This window comes from Vibrio amylolyticus, from assembly GCF_023145695.1.
GTDB classification, from domain to species: domain Bacteria; phylum Pseudomonadota; class Gammaproteobacteria; order Enterobacterales; family Vibrionaceae; genus Vibrio; species Vibrio amylolyticus.
In genome coordinates this window covers 387,558-406,729 of sequence record NZ_JAJHVV010000002.1, presented here as the reverse complement: position 1 = coordinate 406,729, position 19,172 = coordinate 387,558, and the positions used below count along the sequence as shown (strand labels likewise).

18 protein-coding genes are annotated in these 19,172 nt (G+C 42.7%); 6 read left to right on the top strand and 12 right to left on the bottom strand.

From position 1 onward, the window contains the following. Positions 1-189 precede the first annotated feature (189 nt). Positions 190-2,733, top strand: coding sequence for an Ig-like domain-containing protein (locus KP803_RS04695; RefSeq protein ID WP_248007674.1), 2,544 nt, complete (start codon positions 190-192; stop codon positions 2,731-2,733). A gap of 129 nt (positions 2,734-2,862) precedes the next feature. Here KP803_RS04695 and KP803_RS04690 read toward each other — a convergent pair whose 3' ends face one another. After that, complete coding sequence (locus tag KP803_RS04690) at positions 2,863-3,606, bottom strand: YggN family protein (RefSeq protein WP_248007673.1); 744 nt, start codon at positions 3,604-3,606, stop codon at positions 2,863-2,865. Between the two features lie 46 nt (positions 3,607-3,652). Next, positions 3,653-4,132 carry a GreA/GreB family elongation factor gene (locus tag KP803_RS04685; RefSeq protein WP_248007672.1) on the bottom strand — a complete coding sequence of 160 codons (480 nt, stop codon included), beginning with the start codon at positions 4,130-4,132 and terminating at the stop codon, positions 3,653-3,655. An 83-nt stretch (positions 4,133-4,215) separates the two neighbouring features. Between KP803_RS04685 and KP803_RS04680 the strand changes: the two genes are divergently transcribed. Further along, positions 4,216-6,132 (top strand): RecQ family ATP-dependent DNA helicase, encoded by a 1,917-nt coding sequence (locus tag KP803_RS04680; protein WP_248007671.1) that lies wholly within the window; start codon positions 4,216-4,218, stop codon positions 6,130-6,132. On the opposite strand, the gene dinB is transcribed toward KP803_RS04680, so the two are convergent. Then, positions 6,119-7,183 (bottom strand): DNA polymerase IV, encoded by a 1,065-nt coding sequence (gene dinB / locus KP803_RS04675; protein WP_248007670.1) that lies wholly within the window; start codon positions 7,181-7,183, stop codon positions 6,119-6,121. The two genes, KP803_RS04680 and dinB, sit on opposite strands and share 14 nt — an antisense overlap. 136 nt (positions 7,184-7,319) lie before the next feature. Between dinB and KP803_RS04670 the strand changes: the two genes are divergently transcribed. Continuing rightward, on the top strand, positions 7,320-8,534 hold the full coding sequence (locus KP803_RS04670) for a diguanylate cyclase (RefSeq protein ID WP_248007669.1): 1,215 nt from the start codon (positions 7,320-7,322) through the stop codon (positions 8,532-8,534). Between the two features lie 58 nt (positions 8,535-8,592). Here the strand turns inward: KP803_RS04670 and nqrM are convergent, their stop codons facing one another. The 9 genes from nqrM to KP803_RS04625 form a co-directional block, all read right to left on the bottom strand. Next, entirely contained in the window at positions 8,593-8,826 is a 234-nt protein-coding gene (gene nqrM, locus KP803_RS04665) for a (Na+)-NQR maturation NqrM (protein ID WP_248007668.1), read from the bottom strand. A gap of 88 nt (positions 8,827-8,914) precedes the next feature. After that, a complete protein-coding gene (locus tag KP803_RS04660) occupies positions 8,915-9,922 on the bottom strand; it encodes an FAD:protein FMN transferase (RefSeq protein ID WP_248007667.1) in 1,008 nt (335 codons plus the stop codon). Between the two features lie 164 nt (positions 9,923-10,086). Further along, a complete protein-coding gene (gene nqrF / locus KP803_RS04655; protein ID WP_248007666.1) occupies positions 10,087-11,313 on the bottom strand; it encodes an NADH:ubiquinone reductase (Na(+)-transporting) subunit F in 1,227 nt (408 codons plus the stop codon). Between the two features lie 35 nt (positions 11,314-11,348). Next, positions 11,349-11,945, bottom strand: a complete 597-nt coding sequence (nqrE, locus tag KP803_RS04650) for an NADH:ubiquinone reductase (Na(+)-transporting) subunit E (protein WP_248007665.1) — start codon at positions 11,943-11,945, stop codon at positions 11,349-11,351. Positions 11,946-11,952: 7 nt separating this feature from the next. Then, entirely contained in the window at positions 11,953-12,585 is a 633-nt protein-coding gene (locus KP803_RS04645; RefSeq protein WP_248007664.1) for an NADH:ubiquinone reductase (Na(+)-transporting) subunit D, read from the bottom strand. Continuing rightward, complete coding sequence (locus KP803_RS04640; RefSeq protein WP_248007663.1) at positions 12,585-13,352, bottom strand: Na(+)-translocating NADH-quinone reductase subunit C; 768 nt, start codon at positions 13,350-13,352, stop codon at positions 12,585-12,587. The genes KP803_RS04645 and KP803_RS04640 overlap by 1 nt, the downstream gene beginning before the upstream one ends. Then, a complete protein-coding gene (locus KP803_RS04635) occupies positions 13,339-14,583 on the bottom strand; it encodes an NADH:ubiquinone reductase (Na(+)-transporting) subunit B (RefSeq protein ID WP_248007662.1) in 1,245 nt (414 codons plus the stop codon). The genes KP803_RS04640 and KP803_RS04635 overlap by 14 nt, the downstream gene beginning before the upstream one ends. A gap of 4 nt (positions 14,584-14,587) precedes the next feature. Then, positions 14,588-15,928: a Na(+)-translocating NADH-quinone reductase subunit A gene (locus KP803_RS04630; protein WP_248007661.1), complete on the bottom strand. Its 1,341-nt coding sequence runs from the start codon at positions 15,926-15,928 to the stop codon at positions 14,588-14,590. 431 nt (positions 15,929-16,359) lie between these two features. Beyond that, the gene (locus tag KP803_RS04625; RefSeq protein ID WP_248007660.1) at positions 16,360-16,671 is read right to left on the bottom strand and encodes a BolA/IbaG family iron-sulfur metabolism protein; all 312 of its coding nucleotides are present in this window, start codon (positions 16,669-16,671) and stop codon (positions 16,360-16,362) included. Positions 16,672-16,865: 194 nt separating this feature from the next. On the opposite strand from KP803_RS04625, the gene KP803_RS04620 reads away from it, so the two are divergent. From KP803_RS04620 to KP803_RS04610, 3 genes are read left to right on the top strand one after another with little or no spacing between them, the layout of a single operon-like run. Continuing rightward, positions 16,866-17,996 carry a methyltransferase gene (locus tag KP803_RS04620; RefSeq protein WP_248007659.1) on the top strand — a complete coding sequence of 377 codons (1,131 nt, stop codon included), beginning with the start codon at positions 16,866-16,868 and terminating at the stop codon, positions 17,994-17,996. 60 nt (positions 17,997-18,056) lie between these two features. Next, positions 18,057-18,626, top strand: coding sequence for a YajG family lipoprotein (locus KP803_RS04615; protein ID WP_248007658.1), 570 nt, complete (start codon positions 18,057-18,059; stop codon positions 18,624-18,626). Continuing rightward, on the top strand, positions 18,626-19,171 hold the full coding sequence (locus KP803_RS04610) for a peptidylprolyl isomerase (RefSeq protein WP_248007657.1): 546 nt from the start codon (positions 18,626-18,628) through the stop codon (positions 19,169-19,171). Before KP803_RS04615 ends, KP803_RS04610 begins: the two co-directional genes overlap by 1 nt. Position 19,172 lies beyond the last annotated feature (1 nt).

Below are 19,172 nucleotides of genomic sequence, written 5' to 3'. Positions count from 1 at the left end.
TCACCCAAACGTAAACTTCAGAAACAGCACTGTGAAGTCAGCCGTATAAATTATGTAATGACCGATTACCCCTCAACCCATTAGTGAGATGCGCCGAATTAATTTATTAATTCAGAGAGTTACCAAGCATCCTCTCAATAACCGTCTATTAGTTAATGTGAGTATTAAAAATGAGACAAGGAGAAGGAAATGCTCTCAAGGTTTGTAAAAGGAATTGTTATTGCAGGTTGTGCCGTCAGTGCACCCGCATTTGCATACGATTGTAGCAATACCCTTAACTGGGACAGCTCAACAGTTTATACCTCAGGTGACAAAGTTCAGCAGTCCAACAATGCGTATTCTGCCCGTTACTGGACTCAAGGTAATGATCCAGCCACAACATCAGGTCCATGGGAGGCATGGGAGTTATTAGGTACATGTAACACCGGAGGCGGAAACCTTCCCCCACAAGTGTCTCTTACTTCTCCTTTGAATAACGCTGTTATTTCACAAGGGTCAGTTGTCTCAATTCAAGCAACAGCAAGCGACGAAGACGGCAGTATCGATAACGTTGAGTTCTTTGCTGGTAACCTTAGCTTAGGTGTTGATACACAAGCGCCTTATGCCATGGACTGGACCGCGACGCTCAATACGACCGCTATAAAAGCGGTTGCGACCGATAATGAAGGGGCAAGCCAGAGTAGCCAGGTAGCCATTTCGGTCACTCCTGCGGGCGATCTTATTCCTCCAAGCATTGAATTGACTAGCCCAACAGGTAATGAACAACTTACTGCTGGCGATACCTTGGTCGTCACAGCAAACGCAGCAGACTCCGATGGTACCGTTGATAAAGTCGATTTCTATATCAATAATCAAGTCGTCGCCACAGATACCAGTGAGCCTTACCAATATTCTTGGGTATCTCAAGTTGGTACTCACTCCTTTAAAGCAAAAGCAACCGACAATGACGGGCAATCAACAACCAGTCAAGAAGTGTCACTGGTCGTGTCGTCCGGTAGTTCAGGTGGGTGCAGCGACGCAACACCTTACGTCGCAGGAACAAGCTATTCTGCTGGGGAACTGGTTCATAACTTAAACCAAAAGTTCCAATGTGATATTGCGGGTTGGTGTTCTTCTAGTTCTGCTTGGGCCTACGAACCTGGTAAGGGTGAATATTGGCAAGAAGCATGGACTGGCTTAGGCACATGCAGCACTCCACCAACCGTATCCATCACCTCACCTCAAGATAATCAGGTTGTATTAGCGGGTTCTCTTATTGATATCAATGTCGATGCTGCGGATCCCGATGGCACTGTGACTCAAGTAGAAATCTTTGCCAATGATGCAAGTCTAGCCGTGCTATCTCAACCTCCTTATACGGTTCAGTGGTCTGCAAGTCTTGTTGGTAACAATACGATTAAAGCGTTAGCAATAGACAACGATAACAATGTCAGCGAAGCGATGGTTTCAGTAGTCGTGAGTGACCAAGATTTAGTCGTGACTCTAACCGAGCCAAGTGCAGGTAAAACCATTGGTCTTGGTAAATCTACATTACTGGCTGCTGATGCAACCTCTTCAACCGGCTCCATCGACAAAGTGGACTTCCTTGTTAATGGATCAGTCGTAGGCAATGATAATACCTCACCTTACAGTTATAACTGGACACCAACGGCGATAGGTAGCTTCACAGTATCTGCTCAAGCAGTTGATACCAGTGGCACAAGCGCACTATCTGATGCGGTATCAGTGAAAGTCGTCGAGCAAACCGCGAAGAAGCATAAACTTGTTGGTTACTGGCACAACTTCGTCAATGGCGCGGGTTGCCCTATGCGATTAGCTGAGATGTCTGATGCTTGGGATATTATCGATATCGCTTTTGCAGAGAACGATAGAAACAGCAATGGTACGGTACACTTCAACCTTTACTCTGGCGATATTCACAGTAGCTGTGCAGCGCTAGACCCGGCTCAGTTCAAGCAAGATATGGCAAACCTTCAAGCTCAAGGTAAGGTGTTTGTTTTATCGCTTGGTGGAGCAGAAGGTACGATTACGCTCAATACTGACCAAGACGAAGCGGCGTTTGTCTCTAGTTTGACGGACCTTATCAAAGAGTGGGGCTTTGATGGACTTGATGTCGATTTAGAAAGTGGCTCAAACCTACTTCACGGCTCAGAGATTCAGGCTCGTTTAGGTCGAGCGTTACTGCAAATCGAGGCCAATATTGGCGGCGATATGTATCTCACCATGGCACCAGAACACCCGTACGTTCAAGGTGGGATGATTGCCTACAGCGGGATTTGGGGCGCGTATATTCCTGTCATTGATGTAGTACGAGACACGCTAGATCTTCTTCATGTTCAGCTTTATAACAACGGCGGTTTACCAAACCCTTATATGACGGGTGCGGCACCTGAAGGCTCGATCGATATGATGGTGGCTCAATCGAAAATGTTGATTGAAGGGTTTGAATTAGCCGATGGCTCCATGTTCATGCCATTACGAGACGATCAAGTGGCGATTGGTTTACCTTCGGGTCCAAGCTCTGCGAACTCGGGTCAAGCGCCTACTCAAAACATTCTTGATGCGTTAGATTGTTTAACCAAAGGGACCAAATGTGGCACCGTTGTTCCAAGCTTTACCTACCCGAACTACGCGGGCGTTATGACTTGGTCAATCAACTGGGATGAACACGATGGGTTTAACTTCTCAGGACCCGTTGGCGATAAGCTAACGCAGATGAATGCAGGTCAATAATAAACTAAGTGACAAAGATCGACTGAAAATTCGAGTCTAAATAAAAAGCGCCGATATTTAAAAATATCGGCGCTTTTATCTATTCGATTGGTCTTATCGTTGTATCTATTTTGATACTTGAATAAGCCATTAAATGGTGAAGAGTTGATAGTCTTTTAGCTGAGGGATCTTTTGATGCAGGTCCTGCTCTTGTTCAGCAATATCATCTAATGAATCACAGAACTCTTGCTTTTGCTGTTGCACTTTTTGATCATGAGCATCCAGTCTCTTTTCAACTTTCACTTTGATCTCAGCAAGGCTATCCGCTAACTCGGTTAGATTCAGCCCTCCCTCTTTTTGCATCTTCTCGCTCATTGCCTCAAAAGCACTGGCGATAAACTCTTTATTGAAGATCTCTTTTGCTTTTTCGAAGTCTTCAGCCCATGAGTCGGTCATCGTGCCAAAGCTATCCGCCGGAATCACTAAGTCACCATCTTTGTAATATCTAGATTCAATATTGGCTAAAAATTCTTTCATTGACGCTTTTAGATCTTCAAACGCCTCAGGCGTATCCATCGTTCCAGCAACATCATCAATAATATCATTAGCTAAAGCGACACAATCACTCGCAATCTGCTTTGCTTTGGGCAAGTAGCGACTAATAGCCTCTCTATATTCTTTCAGCGCTTCCTTTTGATCAGCATTAAGCTCAACCTTATTATCAAGGATATAGAGTTCATTATTAGCATCAACCACTGCGCTGTCGCCATTGACTTGAACGACTTCCAGCTGCTCGCTATTGAGATGAATTTCATTTTGAAGGTTAACCCGACATACGCCAGCCCACGCCGCTTGGCTCATAACTAAAGTCAGAAATAGTGCTGTTTTTTTCATACTCATTTTGTCCGTTTCATTGATGCTAGGCTAACCATTTTACCTACTATTTGATTTTCGAAATCTCATAGTAATAGACTGAATCCGCTATTTTAAGTTCCACTTCATCACCCTCTTCTCTTCCGAGAAGCACTCTACCCAGTGGTGCTTGTAGAGTAATCACGGAGACTGATTCCCCTAGGTAATTGACTGTTACCCCGCCAGAGCAAGGGCCAACGAACAAATGCTTGACGCTATCATCTTCACAAAGCAGCGTCACATAACTACCAAGAGCAACTTTCTCATCAGGTAGCTCGCGCAATACCAACGACTCAAACTGTTGAATCTCACTCTCGCTCTCTTGTACTCGCATCGCTTGTCCATGAGCTAGGTAGGAGGCTTCAAGGGCTAAAGTATCATACTTGTGCTCTGGAACTGTCTCTTCATCCGTTGCTGCGTCAATGGCACGTTGAGTACTTGACCTCGCGATCGCCAATTTCTCACTCAACGAAGTTAAGATTAATTGTTTTAGCTCTAATTTGTTCATACTGAAACGTTAAATTTAACAAGGAGCCACAGCATAGAATCAGGTAGAATCATTCGCAAGCTTTTATAGGAGTTGGAAAGAGCATGATAGAGCAGACGTTAAAGCAAACATTTGGATTTGATTCGTTAAGAGGCGGACAGCAGCAGGTTATTGATACTGTTATGTCTGGGCACTCTTGCGCTGCAATATTCCCAACCGGTGCAGGTAAATCCCTATGCTATCAGCTCCCAGCTCTGCATCTTCCTCACCTTACTTTGGTGATCTCCCCTTTATTGGCATTAATGAAAGATCAATTGAGCTTTCTACACGATAAAGGTATCGCAGCTGCATCAATTGACTCCAGCCAAGATAGACAACAAACCCAGCAAGTCATGGCGGACGCAAGAAGTGGGCAACTCAAAATCTTAATGATCTCTGTTGAGCGATTGAAGAACGAGCGTTTTCGACAATTTATTTCTCAAGTACCAATCTCTCTGCTAGTGGTCGATGAAGCGCACTGTATTTCTGAGTGGGGGCATAACTTCCGTCCTGATTATTTAAAAATTCCTCATTATCAACAGACTTTAAATATTCCTCAAACATTGCTACTAACGGCCACCGCAACGAGTGACGTAATCAGCGATATGCAGAATAAGTTTGCGATCTCTTCAGACAACACGGTGGTAACAGGTTTCTATCGTAATAACCTCGATTTATCGATTATCCCAAGTGAACAGCAAGATAAGCTCAACCAACTCAATCAAACCATTCAAGCTTCACCACTGTCACCCACTATCGTTTATGTCACGCTTCAACACACCGCAGAGTATCTCGCAGAGCAACTGCAACAAACCGGCATTTCTGCCCTTGCCTATCATGCAGGGCTAGAAAGTCAGAATCGAGAGTATATTCAACAGCAATTTATGACGGGTGAAATCAACTGCATCGTCGCGACAATCGCCTTTGGAATGGGCGTCGATAAATCCGATATTCGCCGAGTGATTCACTTTGATCTGCCTAAATCCATAGAAAATTACGCCCAAGAGATAGGACGAGCAGGACGCGACGGGCAGCACTCCCAATGTATTCTTCTTGGTAACAAAGATGGCCTGAATACTCTGAACAACTTTGTCTATGGCGATACGCCCGACAGAGAGTCTATTGAGTATGTCGTTAAAGAGATCTATCAACATTCGCCAATGTGGGAAGTTCAGCTTATTCGGTTCTCTAAAGACTCGAATATTCGACAGTTGCCTCTTAAAACACTGCTTGTTTACTTAGAGCTTGAAGGGGTGATCACCCCAAAATACAGTTATTTTTCAGACTATCGCTTTAAGTTCATCACTCAAAAACAGCAGATCATCGATAAATTTGAGGGCGAACGTCGACTGTTTGTCGAATCTATATTTACTTGCTCTCCTCAAGCAAGAACATGGTGCCAAATTGATTTCGACGCACTCTGGCAAGGGTTTCATGCAGAGCGTCAACGTGTGGTCAAAGCGATCGATTATTTTAACGAGCAAGGTTGGATTGAACTTGAGAGCAAACAGATCACAGATGTCTATCAGGTTACTGATATAACTCGTTCTCAATCTGAGGTCATTGATAAGCTCGATCTGCTGTTCAAAAATAAAGAAAAAGCCGAGACGGTACGTTTGACGGAAATGATTGGATTTTTTGAATCTGATACGTGTTTAAGCCATCGTTTAGCGCACTATTTTTCTGATCATAATGCGCCTCAAGCATGTGGTCACTGTTCGGCTTGTCGCGGTATTATTGCTTCCTTGCCACAACAAGTTAATCCCCCTATCGACTTATCGCAGTTAATACCTTGGATTGAAGAGTTTGAAAATGCCGGATCTAAGTCTCTCACTCATGAAGCACTCACTCGTATGCTCTGTGGGATCACAACGCCACTGTCGACTAAGTTAAAAGCCAAAAAAATGGGGGGATTTGCACGGTTAGAACAATATCCATTCAGTGAAGTACTAAAAATGGTTCAAGAGGTTAGAAAAAGCTAAGCTGCTTGGTTTCTATTTCGGGCTTAAGGATCACACTAAGCCCTAATAAGCGTATCTCACGACCTTTTTGTCTTTTGAGAATATCCTGCAGTAGCCCTTTAAAATCATCAAGCTCTAGCTGATGCTGAATGTGTTCAATTGTTGTTTGTTGGAAGTCCGCAAACTTCAACTTGATTCCTTGCTTGATGATAAGCTTATTCGGCTGCGCTTTTTCTAGCCTTCTTTCTAGCTCAGGAAAGAGGCGTTGTTCTATCACTTGCCAGCACTCATCATAAGATTGAATATTTTCACTGAAGGTACGCTCTACCCCAACGCTTTTTCTTTCACGCTCAACCACAATTTCTCGATCATCAATACCGTGGCTTCTTTTCCAAAGAGAGTCACCTAAGCGCCCAAAAGTTTCCAATATTTCTCGATAGTTACTGGCTCTAATATCCCGGCAATAAAAGTAGCCCGCTTGATTTAACCGCTCCAACGTCACCTTACCTACACCAGGTAATTTACCCAATGAAAGCCCATCAATCACTTCCTGAACTTGATTAGGCGGGATGACACACTGACCATTAGGTTTATTCAAGTCGGACGCCACTTTCGCAAGAAATTTAATCGGAGCAACACCTGCCGACGCAGTGAGGTGTAACTCACGCCAGATATCATCTCTGATAGCTTGTGCAATCAACGTCGCAGAGCCTTTACACAAAGTACTGTCAGAGACATCTAAATACGCTTCATCAAGCGATAGAGGCTCTATAAGAGAGGTATAACGTGAAAAGATCTCTCTAATATGAATCGACACTTCTTTGTATACCTCCATTCGACCAGGAACGACAAGTAATTCAGGGCAAAGCTTTAGAGCCCTTGCTGTTGGCATCGCACTATGAATACCAAACTTTCTAGCTTCATAATTGCAGGTACTCAATACTCCACGCTGCTTCTCACTCCCTCCAACCGCTAACGGACGCCCACGATAATGAGGGTTATCACGCATCTCAACCGCCGCGTAAAAGCAATCCATATCGATATGAATGATTTTTCTCACCAGACCATCCATTTGGCCACCACTACAACTGTATAAAAGAACAGTATATTAAAAACATAAGATTCATTCTAGTTATCAATAAAAATAGTTAGCTATGTGTCAATTGTTGTTTATTATTAATTAAGAGTTAAAAAAGATGGAGCTTTCATTGAGTAAGAGAATACTTATTGTTGAAGATAGCCGTGCGTTTCGCAATTACTTGCATTCACTGCTCAGTGATGCCGGGTATGAGGTCTATACCGCTGAATCAATTAAAGAAGCCGAGATAATACTCGCGGAGAAACATGATTTCTTGTGTGCTGTACTCGATTATTGCCTTCCTGATGGTCAGGATGGCGAAATTGTTGATATCGTTCTAAAACACAATTACAAAGCGATCGTTCTAACGGCAATGTTCCAAGAAGAGATTCGAGAAAAAGTCATCGCGAAAGGTGTATTAGATTATATCTTAAAAGACAGCATGGCCTCAGTTTCTTACCTACTCCCCTTGGTGAAAAGATTAACAAACAATAAAGAACATAAAGCGTTAGTTGTCGATGACTCAATGGTTGTACGTAAACATATTAGTCAGCTTCTTGAAGATCAATATATTACCGTCATTCAAGCTGAAGATGGGCAACAAGCCATCGATATTTTAGAAAAAGACTCGGATGTAACATTCGTCATTACTGATCATGATATGCCTATTAAGGATGGTATATCCATGATTCGGGAAATTAGGACTAAATACGATAAAAATGACCTTGCGATTCTCGGCCTTTCTGGCAGTGACGATCGAACGATGACTGCTCGTTATCTGAAAGCTGGCGCCAATGACTTCCTTCATAAACCCTTTAATCAAGAAGAATTTTTCTGCCGCGTTCACCAAATACTCGACATGAAAGAGGCAAACAGCAACCTGTATCGAATGGCGAACCAAGACGCATTAACAGGCTTGTGGAATCGTCGTTATTTGTTTCACCATTTAGACAATCAGGTCGTTCAGCAAAATATCGCGATGTTGGACATCGACTTTTTCAAAAAGGTCAACGACAACTACGGACATGATGGTGGAGATGCAGCACTTATCACGCTGTCGCATATCCTAAAGATCTACTTCTCAGACGATGTCGTTGTTCGATTTGGTGGAGAGGAGTTCTGTATTCAATCAAACAACCCAACCGATGAATTCTTAACGCGTTTAGAACACATGAGAGTTCGTATAGAAAATACCATCATTCCTCATTTGGAAACTGAGATATCCATTACGGTCAGCATTGGGGTTTCCAATATTGAAGCCGATTTAGATTCCCAGATTAAACTTGCCGACGACAGACTTTATCAGGCGAAGGAAGGGGGAAGAAACCAAATAGTCTCTCAATAGCCCAACACAAATAAGAAAGCCCACTTCAAGTGGGCTTTCTGCTCAATAAATATAGGGCTTATGCAATTCTATCTTTTTCCCATGCTGCAAGCTTTTCTGCTCTAATCGCCGCACGTTCTTCTCTTTTCTTACGTGCATCACAAGGTTCAGGACAACTACACACCTTATCGATACCCATAGCATCTAACCCGCCACAACTGCCTTTTACAACCTTACGCTGAAAAATGTAACCAACGGCCATTGCTGCGAACACTGCCAAGAACACAGCAAAAGTCACTAAAAATTCACTCATTGTCACTTGCTCACTATAGTTAGTTTTATTCTATTCATTGGGGGCTTGTTTGCCCCTTTATCGGTAGCTCATACCGAATACAAAATGATTAATTTCGCTTTAAGTATGACTCAAACGAAGACGATGTAAACTCTTCAAAACCAGTCGAGGTTTTAATAATCATATAGGCCGGAATATTATGCTCTTCAGCAATGTCCATTGCTATCTCTTCGCCTAATACCATAAGACCCGTAGCCAAACCATCTGCCGTCATTGAAGATGGGTCGATCACAGTGACGGAAACCACTTTATTATCGATTGGTTTACCCGTTTTAGGATTGATAATATGAGAGTAGCGAACACCATCCGTTTCAAAGTAATTACGATAATCACCAGAGGTCGCGATCGCCATATCACCTGGTTCAACAACAAGCTGAACCGTACGCTCTTCAACACTTGGCTTTTCGATAGCAATTCTCCAACGAACACCTTCTCGGTTATGGCCTTTCAATCGCATTTCACCACCGATTTCAACCATATAGTTTTCCGCACCAAGCGAGTTCATATACTCAGCCACCACATCAACGCCCCAACCTTTAGCAATGGTCGATAGATCAACGTAAAGTGAAGGTAACGTTTTACTGATCGTATTGGACGTAGCACTAAGGTATTGAATACCTACCTTCTGTTTACGCGCCAATAGCTCTTCATCAGTTGGTACTGTCTCAGGACGAGCTTCTGGACCAAACCCCCAAAGGTTAACCAATGGACCAACAGTGACATCTAGAGCACCTTGAGTCAGTTGATTCAAGCGTATTGCTTCTTTAACGACTAAGGCAGTCTCAACTGAGACTTCGAAAGGTTCGTTACCTTTATACTGATTGAAACGACTTAACTCAGAGTCTTTGCGATAAGTCGACATTTGATCATTCACTTCCTCAAGTAAGCGGTCGACTTCTTTTTGAATCTCACCCGCATTCAATAACGAGTCTGAATTAATATACTTAATATTGTAAGTAGTCCCCATAGTTGGACCACTAATATGAATTTGCTCTGTCGGTTTTTCACAACCTGAAAGGACAAATAACGAAGCTAACGCAACAAGCCAATACTTCACCTGTTTACTCCTGTTAATAATTGAAATGATAAATGAGTTTAAAAGCGAATAGAAAAAAGCAGGCGATATTCACACACTTTTCTCTAAAGACTCTAATGTCGCTAAATACAAAAAATAATGGCCGACTCAAAAGAGCCAGCCATTATTCAGTCACTTAGGAGAGATTAACCACCGAAGTCATCAAGTAGGATGTTTTCATCCTCAACACCTAGATCTTTAAGCATGCCGATAACAGCCGCATTCATCATAGGTGGACCACACATGTAGTACTCACAATCTTCTGGCGCTTCATGATCTTTCAAGTAATTTTCGTAAATTACATTGTGAATGAAGCCAGTGTAACCATCCCAGTTATCTTCTGGTAACGGATCAGAGAGAGCACAGTGCCATACGAAGTTGTCGTTCTCAGCTTGTAGCTTATCGAAATCTTCAATGTAGAACATTTCACGCTTAGAACGAGCACCATACCAGTAAGACATCTTACGCTTAGACTGCAAACGTAGAAGCTGATCAAAGATATGTGAACGCATAGGCGCCATACCTGCACCACCACCGATAAATACCATCTCGTTGTCAGTCTCTTTAGCGAAGAACTCACCAAATGGACCAGAGATTGTACATTTATCACCAGGCTTAAGAGACCAAATGTATGATGACATCACACCTGGTGGCACGTCTGGATTGTTTGGTGGAGGCGTAGCAACACGTACGTTCAGCTTAATTAAGCCTTCCTCTTCTGGATATGAAGCCATAGAGTATGCACGGATTGACGGCTCTTTTACGATTGACTCGTAACGGAACAGGTTAAATTTGTCCCAGTCACCACGATACTCTTCAGGAATATCGAAATCAGCGTATTTAATGTGATGCGGTTCAGCTTCAATCTGAATATAACCACCAGCACGGAATGGAACTTCTTCACCATCTGGAATCTTAAGTACCAATTCTTTGATGAAAGTGGCTTCATTGTCATTAGTAAGAACTTCACATTCCCACTTTTTAACACCAAAGATCTCTTCAGGAAGCTCAATGTCCATGTCAGTTTTCACTGCAACTTGACACGCTAAACGCTCGCCTTCACGGGCTTCACCTTTAGAGATGTGATCAAGTTCTGTTGGTAGAATATCACCACCACCAGCTTTCACTTTTACGCGACACTGACCACATGAGCCACCGCCACCACAAGCTGAAGATACAAAGATCCCCGAACCTGCCATTGCGCCTAATAATTTGTCACCTGGAGAAGTAATAAAGCTCTTCTCTGGATCTCCATTAACGGAAATAGTTACGTCACCTGTTGGTACTAGCTTCGATTTGGCAAATAAAATGATTAAAACCAAAGCTAATACAATCAGGGTAAACATCACTACACCAAGGATAATAACTTGCATTGACTATTCCTTTAAAATTGTGTCGTTTACCCGACTTACAGTTGAACACCAGAGAAAGACATAAAGCCTAGCGCCATCAAACCTACCGAGATAAAGGTAATACCTAAACCACGTAGACCTGGAGGTACGTCTGAGTACTTCATCTTCTCACGGATACCCGCTAACGCAACGATAGCTAACATCCAACCAACACCAGAACCGAAGCCGTAAACTACAGATTCAGCAAAGTTGTAATCACGCTGAACCATGAACGATACACCACCGAAGATTGCACAGTTTACTGTGATCAGCGGCAGGAATATTCCCAGAGCGTTATACAGAGGAGGGAAGAAACGATCGAGTATCATTTCTAGAATCTGTACCAACGCTGCGATAACACCGATAAAGGTGATAAAGCTTAGGAAACTCAGATCCACACCAGCAACAAGAGCGCTGTCTCTTAGAACTAGGTTGTAAAGTAGGTTGTTTACAGGAACTGCGATGGTTAGTACCACAACAACTGCAACACCTAGACCAAAAGAGGTTTTAACTTTCTTAGATACAGCCAAGAAAGTACACATACCTAGGAAGAACGACAGTGCTAAGTTTTCGATGAAAATCGATTTAACAAGCAAACTAATATAATGTTCCATAACGTCCTTACTCCTTCGCTTCTATTTGATCAGGTCGAATGATACGGATAGCCCAAATCATAAAACCAATCAGGAAGAATGCTGAAGGTGCTAGTAGCATCATGCCGTTTGGCTGATACCAACCACCATTACTTACCAGTGGTAGCACTTCTAATCCAAACAATTTACCGCTACCAAATAGCTCACGGAAAAATGCGACTGTAATCAGCACGAAGCCATAGCCTAGACCGTTACCAATACCGTCAATAAGAGCTGGTAAAGGCTTCGATTTCATTGCGTATGCTTCCGCACGACCCATTACAATACAGTTAGTAATGATTAGGGCTACGAATACAGATAGCTGCTTAGAGATGTCGTATAAGTACGCTTTTAGTACTTCATCAACAACGATTACCAGTGAAGCGATAATTGCCATTTGGACGATGATACGAACACTGTTAGGAATGTGGTTACGAATTGCCGAAACAAAGAAGTTAGACATAGCCGTTACAAAGATAACCGCCAGTGTCATAACAAATGCTGTTTCAAGCTTTGTCGTTACCGCTAATGCAGAACAAACACCAAGCACCTGAAGGGCAATTGGGTTGTTCTGTAAGATCGGCTCAACCAGATGCTTTTGCATGTCTTTAGTATTTGACATTAGTTCAAGCCTCCATCACGTACATTAGCTAAGAATGGTCCAAAGCCCATATCGCCTAACCAGAAATCAAACGTGTTTTGAACACCATTTGCAGTCAACGTTGCACCAGATAAGCCGTCAACGCCATGCTCTGACCCTTCAGGAGCACCGCCTTTTACAACAACAAGCGCTGGTTTGTCATTAGAGTCAAATAACTTCTTACCGACAAACTTTGAACGCCATACTGGGTTTTCAACTTCACCACCAAGTCCAGGAGTTTCACCTTGCTCGTAGTAAGTAATACCTGCAACAGTATTCCCGTCAGTTTCAACAGCAACAAATGCGTACATCATTGACCATAAGCCATTACCGTGAACTGGTAAGATAACTTTTGATACTGCGTCGCCTTCTTTTACAAGATACACAACACCAGTATTCGCACGGCGAAGAATTTTAGCTTCGTCTTGCGTAGAAGTTAGTCGAATAGACTGCTCTGGATCTTTAGCTGCTTGACGTTGATCGTAATCTGAAGCGTCGCCTTCAATGAAGTCGCCTGTTTCAAAATCAACCAAACGAGGTTCGATGTACTTAGCAAATAGCTCAGGAATTTGACCTTGTTCACTGATACCCGCAACTTCAACAATCTTACTCTGCTTATCAAGCACAGCGTTAGCTTCTTGCTTAGAGCGAAGGCCCACAGCTGCTGAAGATACGATGATTGAGCACACTAGGCTCAATGCGATAACAACGAACAGCGTATTTTTAATGCTATCGTTATTTTTTGCCATAACGTGCTAGCCTCCGCTTAATGTTCTTCTCAATAACAACATGGTCGAACAGTGGTGCAAAAAGGTTCGCAAATAGAATCGCCAGCATCATCCCTTCAGGGTATGCAGGGTTCACAACACGAATCATTACACACATTGCGCCAATCAAAATACCGTATGCCCACTTACCGTTATCAGTAAATGAGGCGGATACAGGATCCGTTGCCATAAAGAACATACCAAACGCGAAACCACCCAATACTAGGTGCCAGTGCCACGGCATGCTAAATAGAACGTTAGTATCTGAGCCAATAACGTTGAATAGTGTAGAAATCGCAATCATACCGACCATAACACCAGCGATAATACGCCAAGATGCTATACCCATGTATACGATCATCGCTGCACCAATCATTAGTGCTAACGTCGACACTTCACCGATCGAACCAGGCATCTTACCAATGAATGCATCCATCCATGTGATAGTGTCGCCAGTTACGATGTTCACTAACGCACCTTCGCCACCTTGAGCCCATTGGCTCAGAGCAGTTGCACCTGAGAAGCCATCAGCGGCAACCCAAACAGCATCACCTGAAATTTGAGCTGGGTATGCAAAAAATAGGAATGCACGACCCGCTAATGCAGGGTTAAGGAAGTTACGGCCAGTACCACCAAAGATTTCTTTAGCGACAACAACACCAAAGGTAATACCTAGTGCCGCTTGCCATAAAGGAAGTGTTGGTGGAACGATAAGGGCGAACAAGATAGAAGTAACAAAGAAACCTTCATTGACTTCATGCTTACGTACCATACAGAAAAGAACTTCCCAGAAACCACCAACGATAAATACCGTTGCGTAGATAGGTAGGAAGTAAGTGGCTCCGAGCAGCATTTTGCTACCCCAACCAGCGTCAGCACCCAATGTGCCGCCAACCAATTCTGTTAGCCAGTAGTGCCAGTTACCACTGATCACTGCCGCTAATTCAGCGCCAGAGTACATATGGTTAAGGGCTGCGATCGCTTGACCACCAGCGTTGTACATACCCCAGAACATTGCTGGGAATACGGCGAACCACACCATAATCATGATACGTTTTAAATCAACGCTATCACGAACATGCGAGCTACGTTTAGTCACTAGACCAGGCGTGTAAAACAGAGTTGCTGCTGCTTCATAAAGCGCAAACCACTTCTCATGTTTTCCACCAGGCTCAAAATGATGCTCGATGTCTTCAATAAACTTCTTAAGCATGGGATTAGCCTTCCTTCTCTATCTTATCTAGGCATTCACGGAGCAGTTGACCGTACTCATACTTGCCTGGACATACAAAGGTACACAATGCTAAATCTTCTTCATCTAGTTCAAGAGCACCGAGACGCTGAGCGCTGTCGATGTCACCTGCACATAGGTCACGAAGTAGCAACGTTGGTTCCATATCAAGTGGTAATACTTTTTCATAGTTACCGATAGGTACCATTGCACGATCACTACCGTTAGTCGTTGTTGTCATATTGAACAACTGACCTTTGAATAAGTGACCAAGGAATGTACGAGTGACTGAGAACTTATTTTTGCCAGGCATTGCCCAACCAAATAGTTCCTTCTCGCGCCCTTCACGCAATGCAGAAACTTGAACGTGATAACGTCCTAAGTAAGCATGCGGACCTGTCGCGTGAGTACCAGTAAGAACAGAGCCAGAAATCACTCGAACTTCTCCTGGGATTAACTCGTTATCAGCCAAATCTTGAATATTTGCACCAAGAACAGTGCGAACTAAACGTGGGTTATTAACCACTGGGCCAGCTAAAGAAACAACACGGTCTGTGTATAGCTCACCTGTTAGGAACAATTGACCAAACGCAATCACGTCTTGGTAGTTGATGCTCCACGCCACATTTTCAGGATTCACTGGGAAAAGATGATGCATGTGAGTACCCACCAACCCCGCAGGGTGTGGACCATCGAAAACATGCTCAGCGACGTTTGATTGAGAAGAACGAGGAAGGCTCGCCCCTGTCTTACAAACATAAACGCTGCCATCTGTCAGGTTTGAAAGAATATCAAGACCTGCAATAAACGCATCAGGCTGTTCATTGATAATAACCTCAGGCTGAGCCGCTAAAGGATTAGTATCCATTGCAGTTACAAAGATAGCCTGTGTTGAGGACTTGATTGCTGGAACCTTGCTAAACGGTCGAGTACGTAAAGCTGTCCAAAGACCAGAATCAACCAGTTGAGTTTTGATCGCTTCGCGACCTAACCCTGCTAATTGATCGGCTTCAAACTTATCAAACGTTACCTGCTCATTACCTGCTACTTCAATCACAACGGATTGTAGAACACGCTTTGCGCCACGGTTAACTTCGATAACTTTACCACTTGCTGGTGAAGTAAATTTAACACCTGGGTTCTTCTTATCTTCAAAAAGAACTTGAGCTTTCTTCACTTCATCGCCTACGCGAACATGCATCGTAGGACGCATACCAACGTACTCTTCGCCAAGCAAGGCGACTTTACTGATGGCTTTACCATCATTAATCACCTGGGATGGAGCTCCTGCAATTGGCAGGTCCAAACCCTTTTTTATTGTAATCATACGCACTTGCACTACTTTTATCGGGAAAAAGATTCTTTTAATTGCGTAACTTTAAGACACGACACTTGTGTCCGGTTTTGGTTATGTTTTAAACACCAAAATCGCAACATCCAATTAATATGCTCATCACAGGACAGTGATGAGTTTTACTAAGTACATTAGTGTAACATTTTTTCGAAACTTGATTCCATGACCAATAACTTGAATAGCGTAATTATTTCGGAGGTTTTGAATCGTAAAGGGATCTATATCGCTTTATCTCCGATTAATTGTACAAATTACAGCCAAATACTCCCTTTTGGGTATTCCAATCTATTCATGTATTTTAACAATTTAAAACATCATCACTAATACAGTAATTTGTTGTCACTGTGTTAAGTCTGGTCATAATTTTAGACATAAAAAAAGCGGCTTGCGCCACTTTTCTTGTGTTATTTTTTGTTACCACCCATACACATTGGGCTTTCAGGGGATACTTTTTGCTCTGCTTCCCACTCTAAAGGGGTATAGGTGTGCATGGATAAAGCGTGTATCTGATTGGCGAGCTCTTCAGCCAGTAATGAATTTACTGCTCGATGTCTTGCAATTAAGCGTTTACTTTCGAACTCTTCACTGACAATAACAAGCTTGAAGTGGCTTTCCGAACCTTTTAGTACATTGTGCATATAACTTTCGTTAATCACATCCATATACGTCGGGCTAAACGCCTGTTGTATTTTTTTTTCCAATATATCTTTCAGCATAACAATTCCTTACATCAACCTGACTCAACTCCATGATTAATTAAGTGATAATCTCGCCATTGTGTTAGGTTGAATCATTACATCATTTGTTCCACATACTATCCCCCACTTATCTCAGATAAAAGGTTTTAGTTTCTTGTTTGCGTGCCATTTGCGACAATGCCCGCAGTAATATCACTATGCAAATACCGACTATGAAAACAGAACTGACACTACAAGAACGCTCCTTAACTCTGGTTCGTTTCCCGATAAGAACGGATGAAACACTGCAAGCTTGGGATGCAGGCGACGAGTACCTCATCAATCATATTGAAGAGAAGCGTCTTCCTGAAGGAAAAAACATTCTCATCCTCAATGATCATTTTGGCGCTCTTTCTTGTTGGTTTAGTCGTTCGCATAATATCACTATGATGAGTGACTCTTATATTACTCATCAAGGTGCGGCGCATAACCTTAAACACAATGCTTGTTCTGAAGTTACTCTATTAAAGAGCACCGATGAACTGCCTAGTGAGATTGATTTAGTCCTTATTCAATTACCAAAAAGTAATCGTTACCTAACATGGCAATTGGCTCAACTTCGCACACAGCTCCCACAGGGAACGCCCGTTATAGCCGTAAATAAAGCCAAAGAAATTCACTCTTCAACATTAAAGCTGTTTGAAAAACACCTTGGGACAACAACGACATCATTGGCGTGGAAGAAGCATCGCTTAGTCTTCTCTCAGCCAGATTGTAGCCCTATCCATCCGGTGAATACCTTTACCAGTTGGGATGTAGAGAAACAAAATATCACGCTCCACAACATGGCTAACGTTTACTCTGGAGAATCGCTCGATCTTGGGGCTCGCTTAATGCTAGAACATATTCCAAGCAACCCTGAATACAAACATATTATTGATCTTGGTTGTGGTAACGGAGTTCTATCTGTAAAAGCGGCTCAGTTAAACCCGAACGCTAAGATCACTTGTATTGATGAAAGCTTCATGGCCGTAGAGTCAGCACGTAAGAATTTGAACGAAAACCTTGAAGATGATGCTCAAATTCAATGTTTAGCAAACAACTGTTTAGACAATTTTGAAGGAGAGAACGCATCCCTTATTTTGTGCAATCCTCCATTTCATCAACAACAAGCCATCACAGATCATATCGCTTGGCAGATGTTCTGTGATGCAAAGCATGTTCTAGCTAAAGGTGGTCAATTAATAGTTATCGGAAACCGACACCTCGGCTACGATGGTAAGTTATCAAGATTGTTTAGTAAGAACCAAGTTAAGGTTATCGCTTCAAATAAGAAATTTGTTATTTTACAAGCAACTAAATAGTTCACTATTATCACTAAACGTTTATTCATCTCGAATTGAGAATATATAAAGGAATACACAATGAGAAAACTGGTTCTAGCAGCTTCAGTGGCTCTACTTGCAGCGTGTTCTGCTCCACAACAGGAACAGATTAACTTTAAGCCAAAAGCCGCACTGAGTAGCAGCGATCTTGTACAAGGGACAACATACACTCTTACAAGTAAAGATATTCGTTCAGCTCAGTACGTTGCATTAGTCGATAGTGGTCGTTCGAACATAGAACCTATTCATGCCAGACAAAACGTTCGCATCGCGTTAGAAAATGTCTTTGCTGACCAATTTGCGTCTCAAGGTTTCCAAAATACCGTTAATAGTGAAAACAGTGTAGAAATCGAGATTCAAGAAGCGCTAGTGACCATCAAGCATAGCGTGATGTCGAATGATATTGAAGGTCATGTCACCATTGAAGTCACCGCTGAAACGCCACAAGGTAAGCTTGTTAAAACCTTTAAAGGCAACGCGTCAAAGTCAGGCATGTTAAGTGCCTCTAATGAAGAGATAGAGATGGTTCTTAACGACATAATGAACTTAGTTCTTAAAGAAATTGCCAATGACTCTGAGTTGAAAAACTACATGCAGGAGCGATTCTAATGTTACGTGTACTACTGGCATCTTTAGCGATATTTAGCTTTAGCGTTTTTGCAAACCCTAAAGTGTTAGTGGAAACCAACCTTGGCCCTTTTACTATTGAGCTTAATCAAGAACAAGCCCCTGCTTCGGTTGAGAACTTTCTAAAGTACGTCGAAGATGGCAGCTATGTTGGTTCAATCTTTCACCGTGTTATTCCTGGTTTTATGGCTCAAGGTGGTGGGTTTGATCAAAAAATGGGCCGCCTTGCGACTAACCCTCCAATTCGCAACGAAGCATCCAATGGTTTAGAAAATAAAACGGCAACGATTGCAATGGCGCGTACCAATGCACCAGACTCTGCCACTCGCCAGTTCTTTATTAACTATAAAGATAATCAATTCTTAAACATGAGTGCTGGTAATGCCGGTTACGCAGTCTTTGGTGAAGTAACACAAGGGTTTGATGTCGTTCAATCAATGGCAACAAAACCAACGAAAACGATGGGCCGTATGCAAGATGTTCCTGTCGAACCAATCGTAATCATCAATGTGACTCTTTTAAAATAAC

What these genes read in the sequence shown, in the direction of transcription:
- KP803_RS04695 (WP_248007674.1), top strand. Translation starts at nt 190, where the DNA reads ATGCTCTCAAGGTTTGTAAAAGGAATTGTTATTGCAGGTTGTGCCGTC.
- KP803_RS04690 (WP_248007673.1), bottom strand. Translation starts at nt 3,606, where the DNA reads ATGAAAAAAACAGCACTATTTCTGACTTTAGTTATGAGCCAAGCGGCG.
- KP803_RS04685 (WP_248007672.1), bottom strand. Translation starts at nt 4,132, where the DNA reads ATGAACAAATTAGAGCTAAAACAATTAATCTTAACTTCGTTGAGTGAG.
- KP803_RS04680 (WP_248007671.1), top strand. Translation starts at nt 4,216, where the DNA reads ATGATAGAGCAGACGTTAAAGCAAACATTTGGATTTGATTCGTTAAGA.
- dinB (WP_248007670.1), bottom strand. Translation starts at nt 7,183, where the DNA reads ATGGATGGTCTGGTGAGAAAAATCATTCATATCGATATGGATTGCTTT.
- nqrM (WP_248007668.1), bottom strand. Translation starts at nt 8,826, where the DNA reads ATGAGTGAATTTTTAGTGACTTTTGCTGTGTTCTTGGCAGTGTTCGCA.
- nqrF (WP_248007666.1), bottom strand. Translation starts at nt 11,313, where the DNA reads ATGCAAGTTATTATCCTTGGTGTAGTGATGTTTACCCTGATTGTATTA.
- nqrE (WP_248007665.1), bottom strand. Translation starts at nt 11,945, where the DNA reads ATGGAACATTATATTAGTTTGCTTGTTAAATCGATTTTCATCGAAAAC.
- KP803_RS04645 (WP_248007664.1), bottom strand. Translation starts at nt 12,585, where the DNA reads ATGTCAAATACTAAAGACATGCAAAAGCATCTGGTTGAGCCGATCTTA.
- KP803_RS04640 (WP_248007663.1), bottom strand. Translation starts at nt 13,352, where the DNA reads ATGGCAAAAAATAACGATAGCATTAAAAATACGCTGTTCGTTGTTATC.
- KP803_RS04635 (WP_248007662.1), bottom strand. Translation starts at nt 14,583, where the DNA reads ATGCTTAAGAAGTTTATTGAAGACATCGAGCATCATTTTGAGCCTGGT.
- KP803_RS04630 (WP_248007661.1), bottom strand. Translation starts at nt 15,928, where the DNA reads ATGATTACAATAAAAAAGGGTTTGGACCTGCCAATTGCAGGAGCTCCA.
- KP803_RS04625 (WP_248007660.1), bottom strand. Translation starts at nt 16,671, where the DNA reads ATGCTGAAAGATATATTGGAAAAAAAAATACAACAGGCGTTTAGCCCG.
- KP803_RS04620 (WP_248007659.1), top strand. Translation starts at nt 16,866, where the DNA reads ATGAAAACAGAACTGACACTACAAGAACGCTCCTTAACTCTGGTTCGT.
- KP803_RS04615 (WP_248007658.1), top strand. Translation starts at nt 18,057, where the DNA reads ATGAGAAAACTGGTTCTAGCAGCTTCAGTGGCTCTACTTGCAGCGTGT.
- KP803_RS04610 (WP_248007657.1), top strand. Translation starts at nt 18,626, where the DNA reads ATGTTACGTGTACTACTGGCATCTTTAGCGATATTTAGCTTTAGCGTT.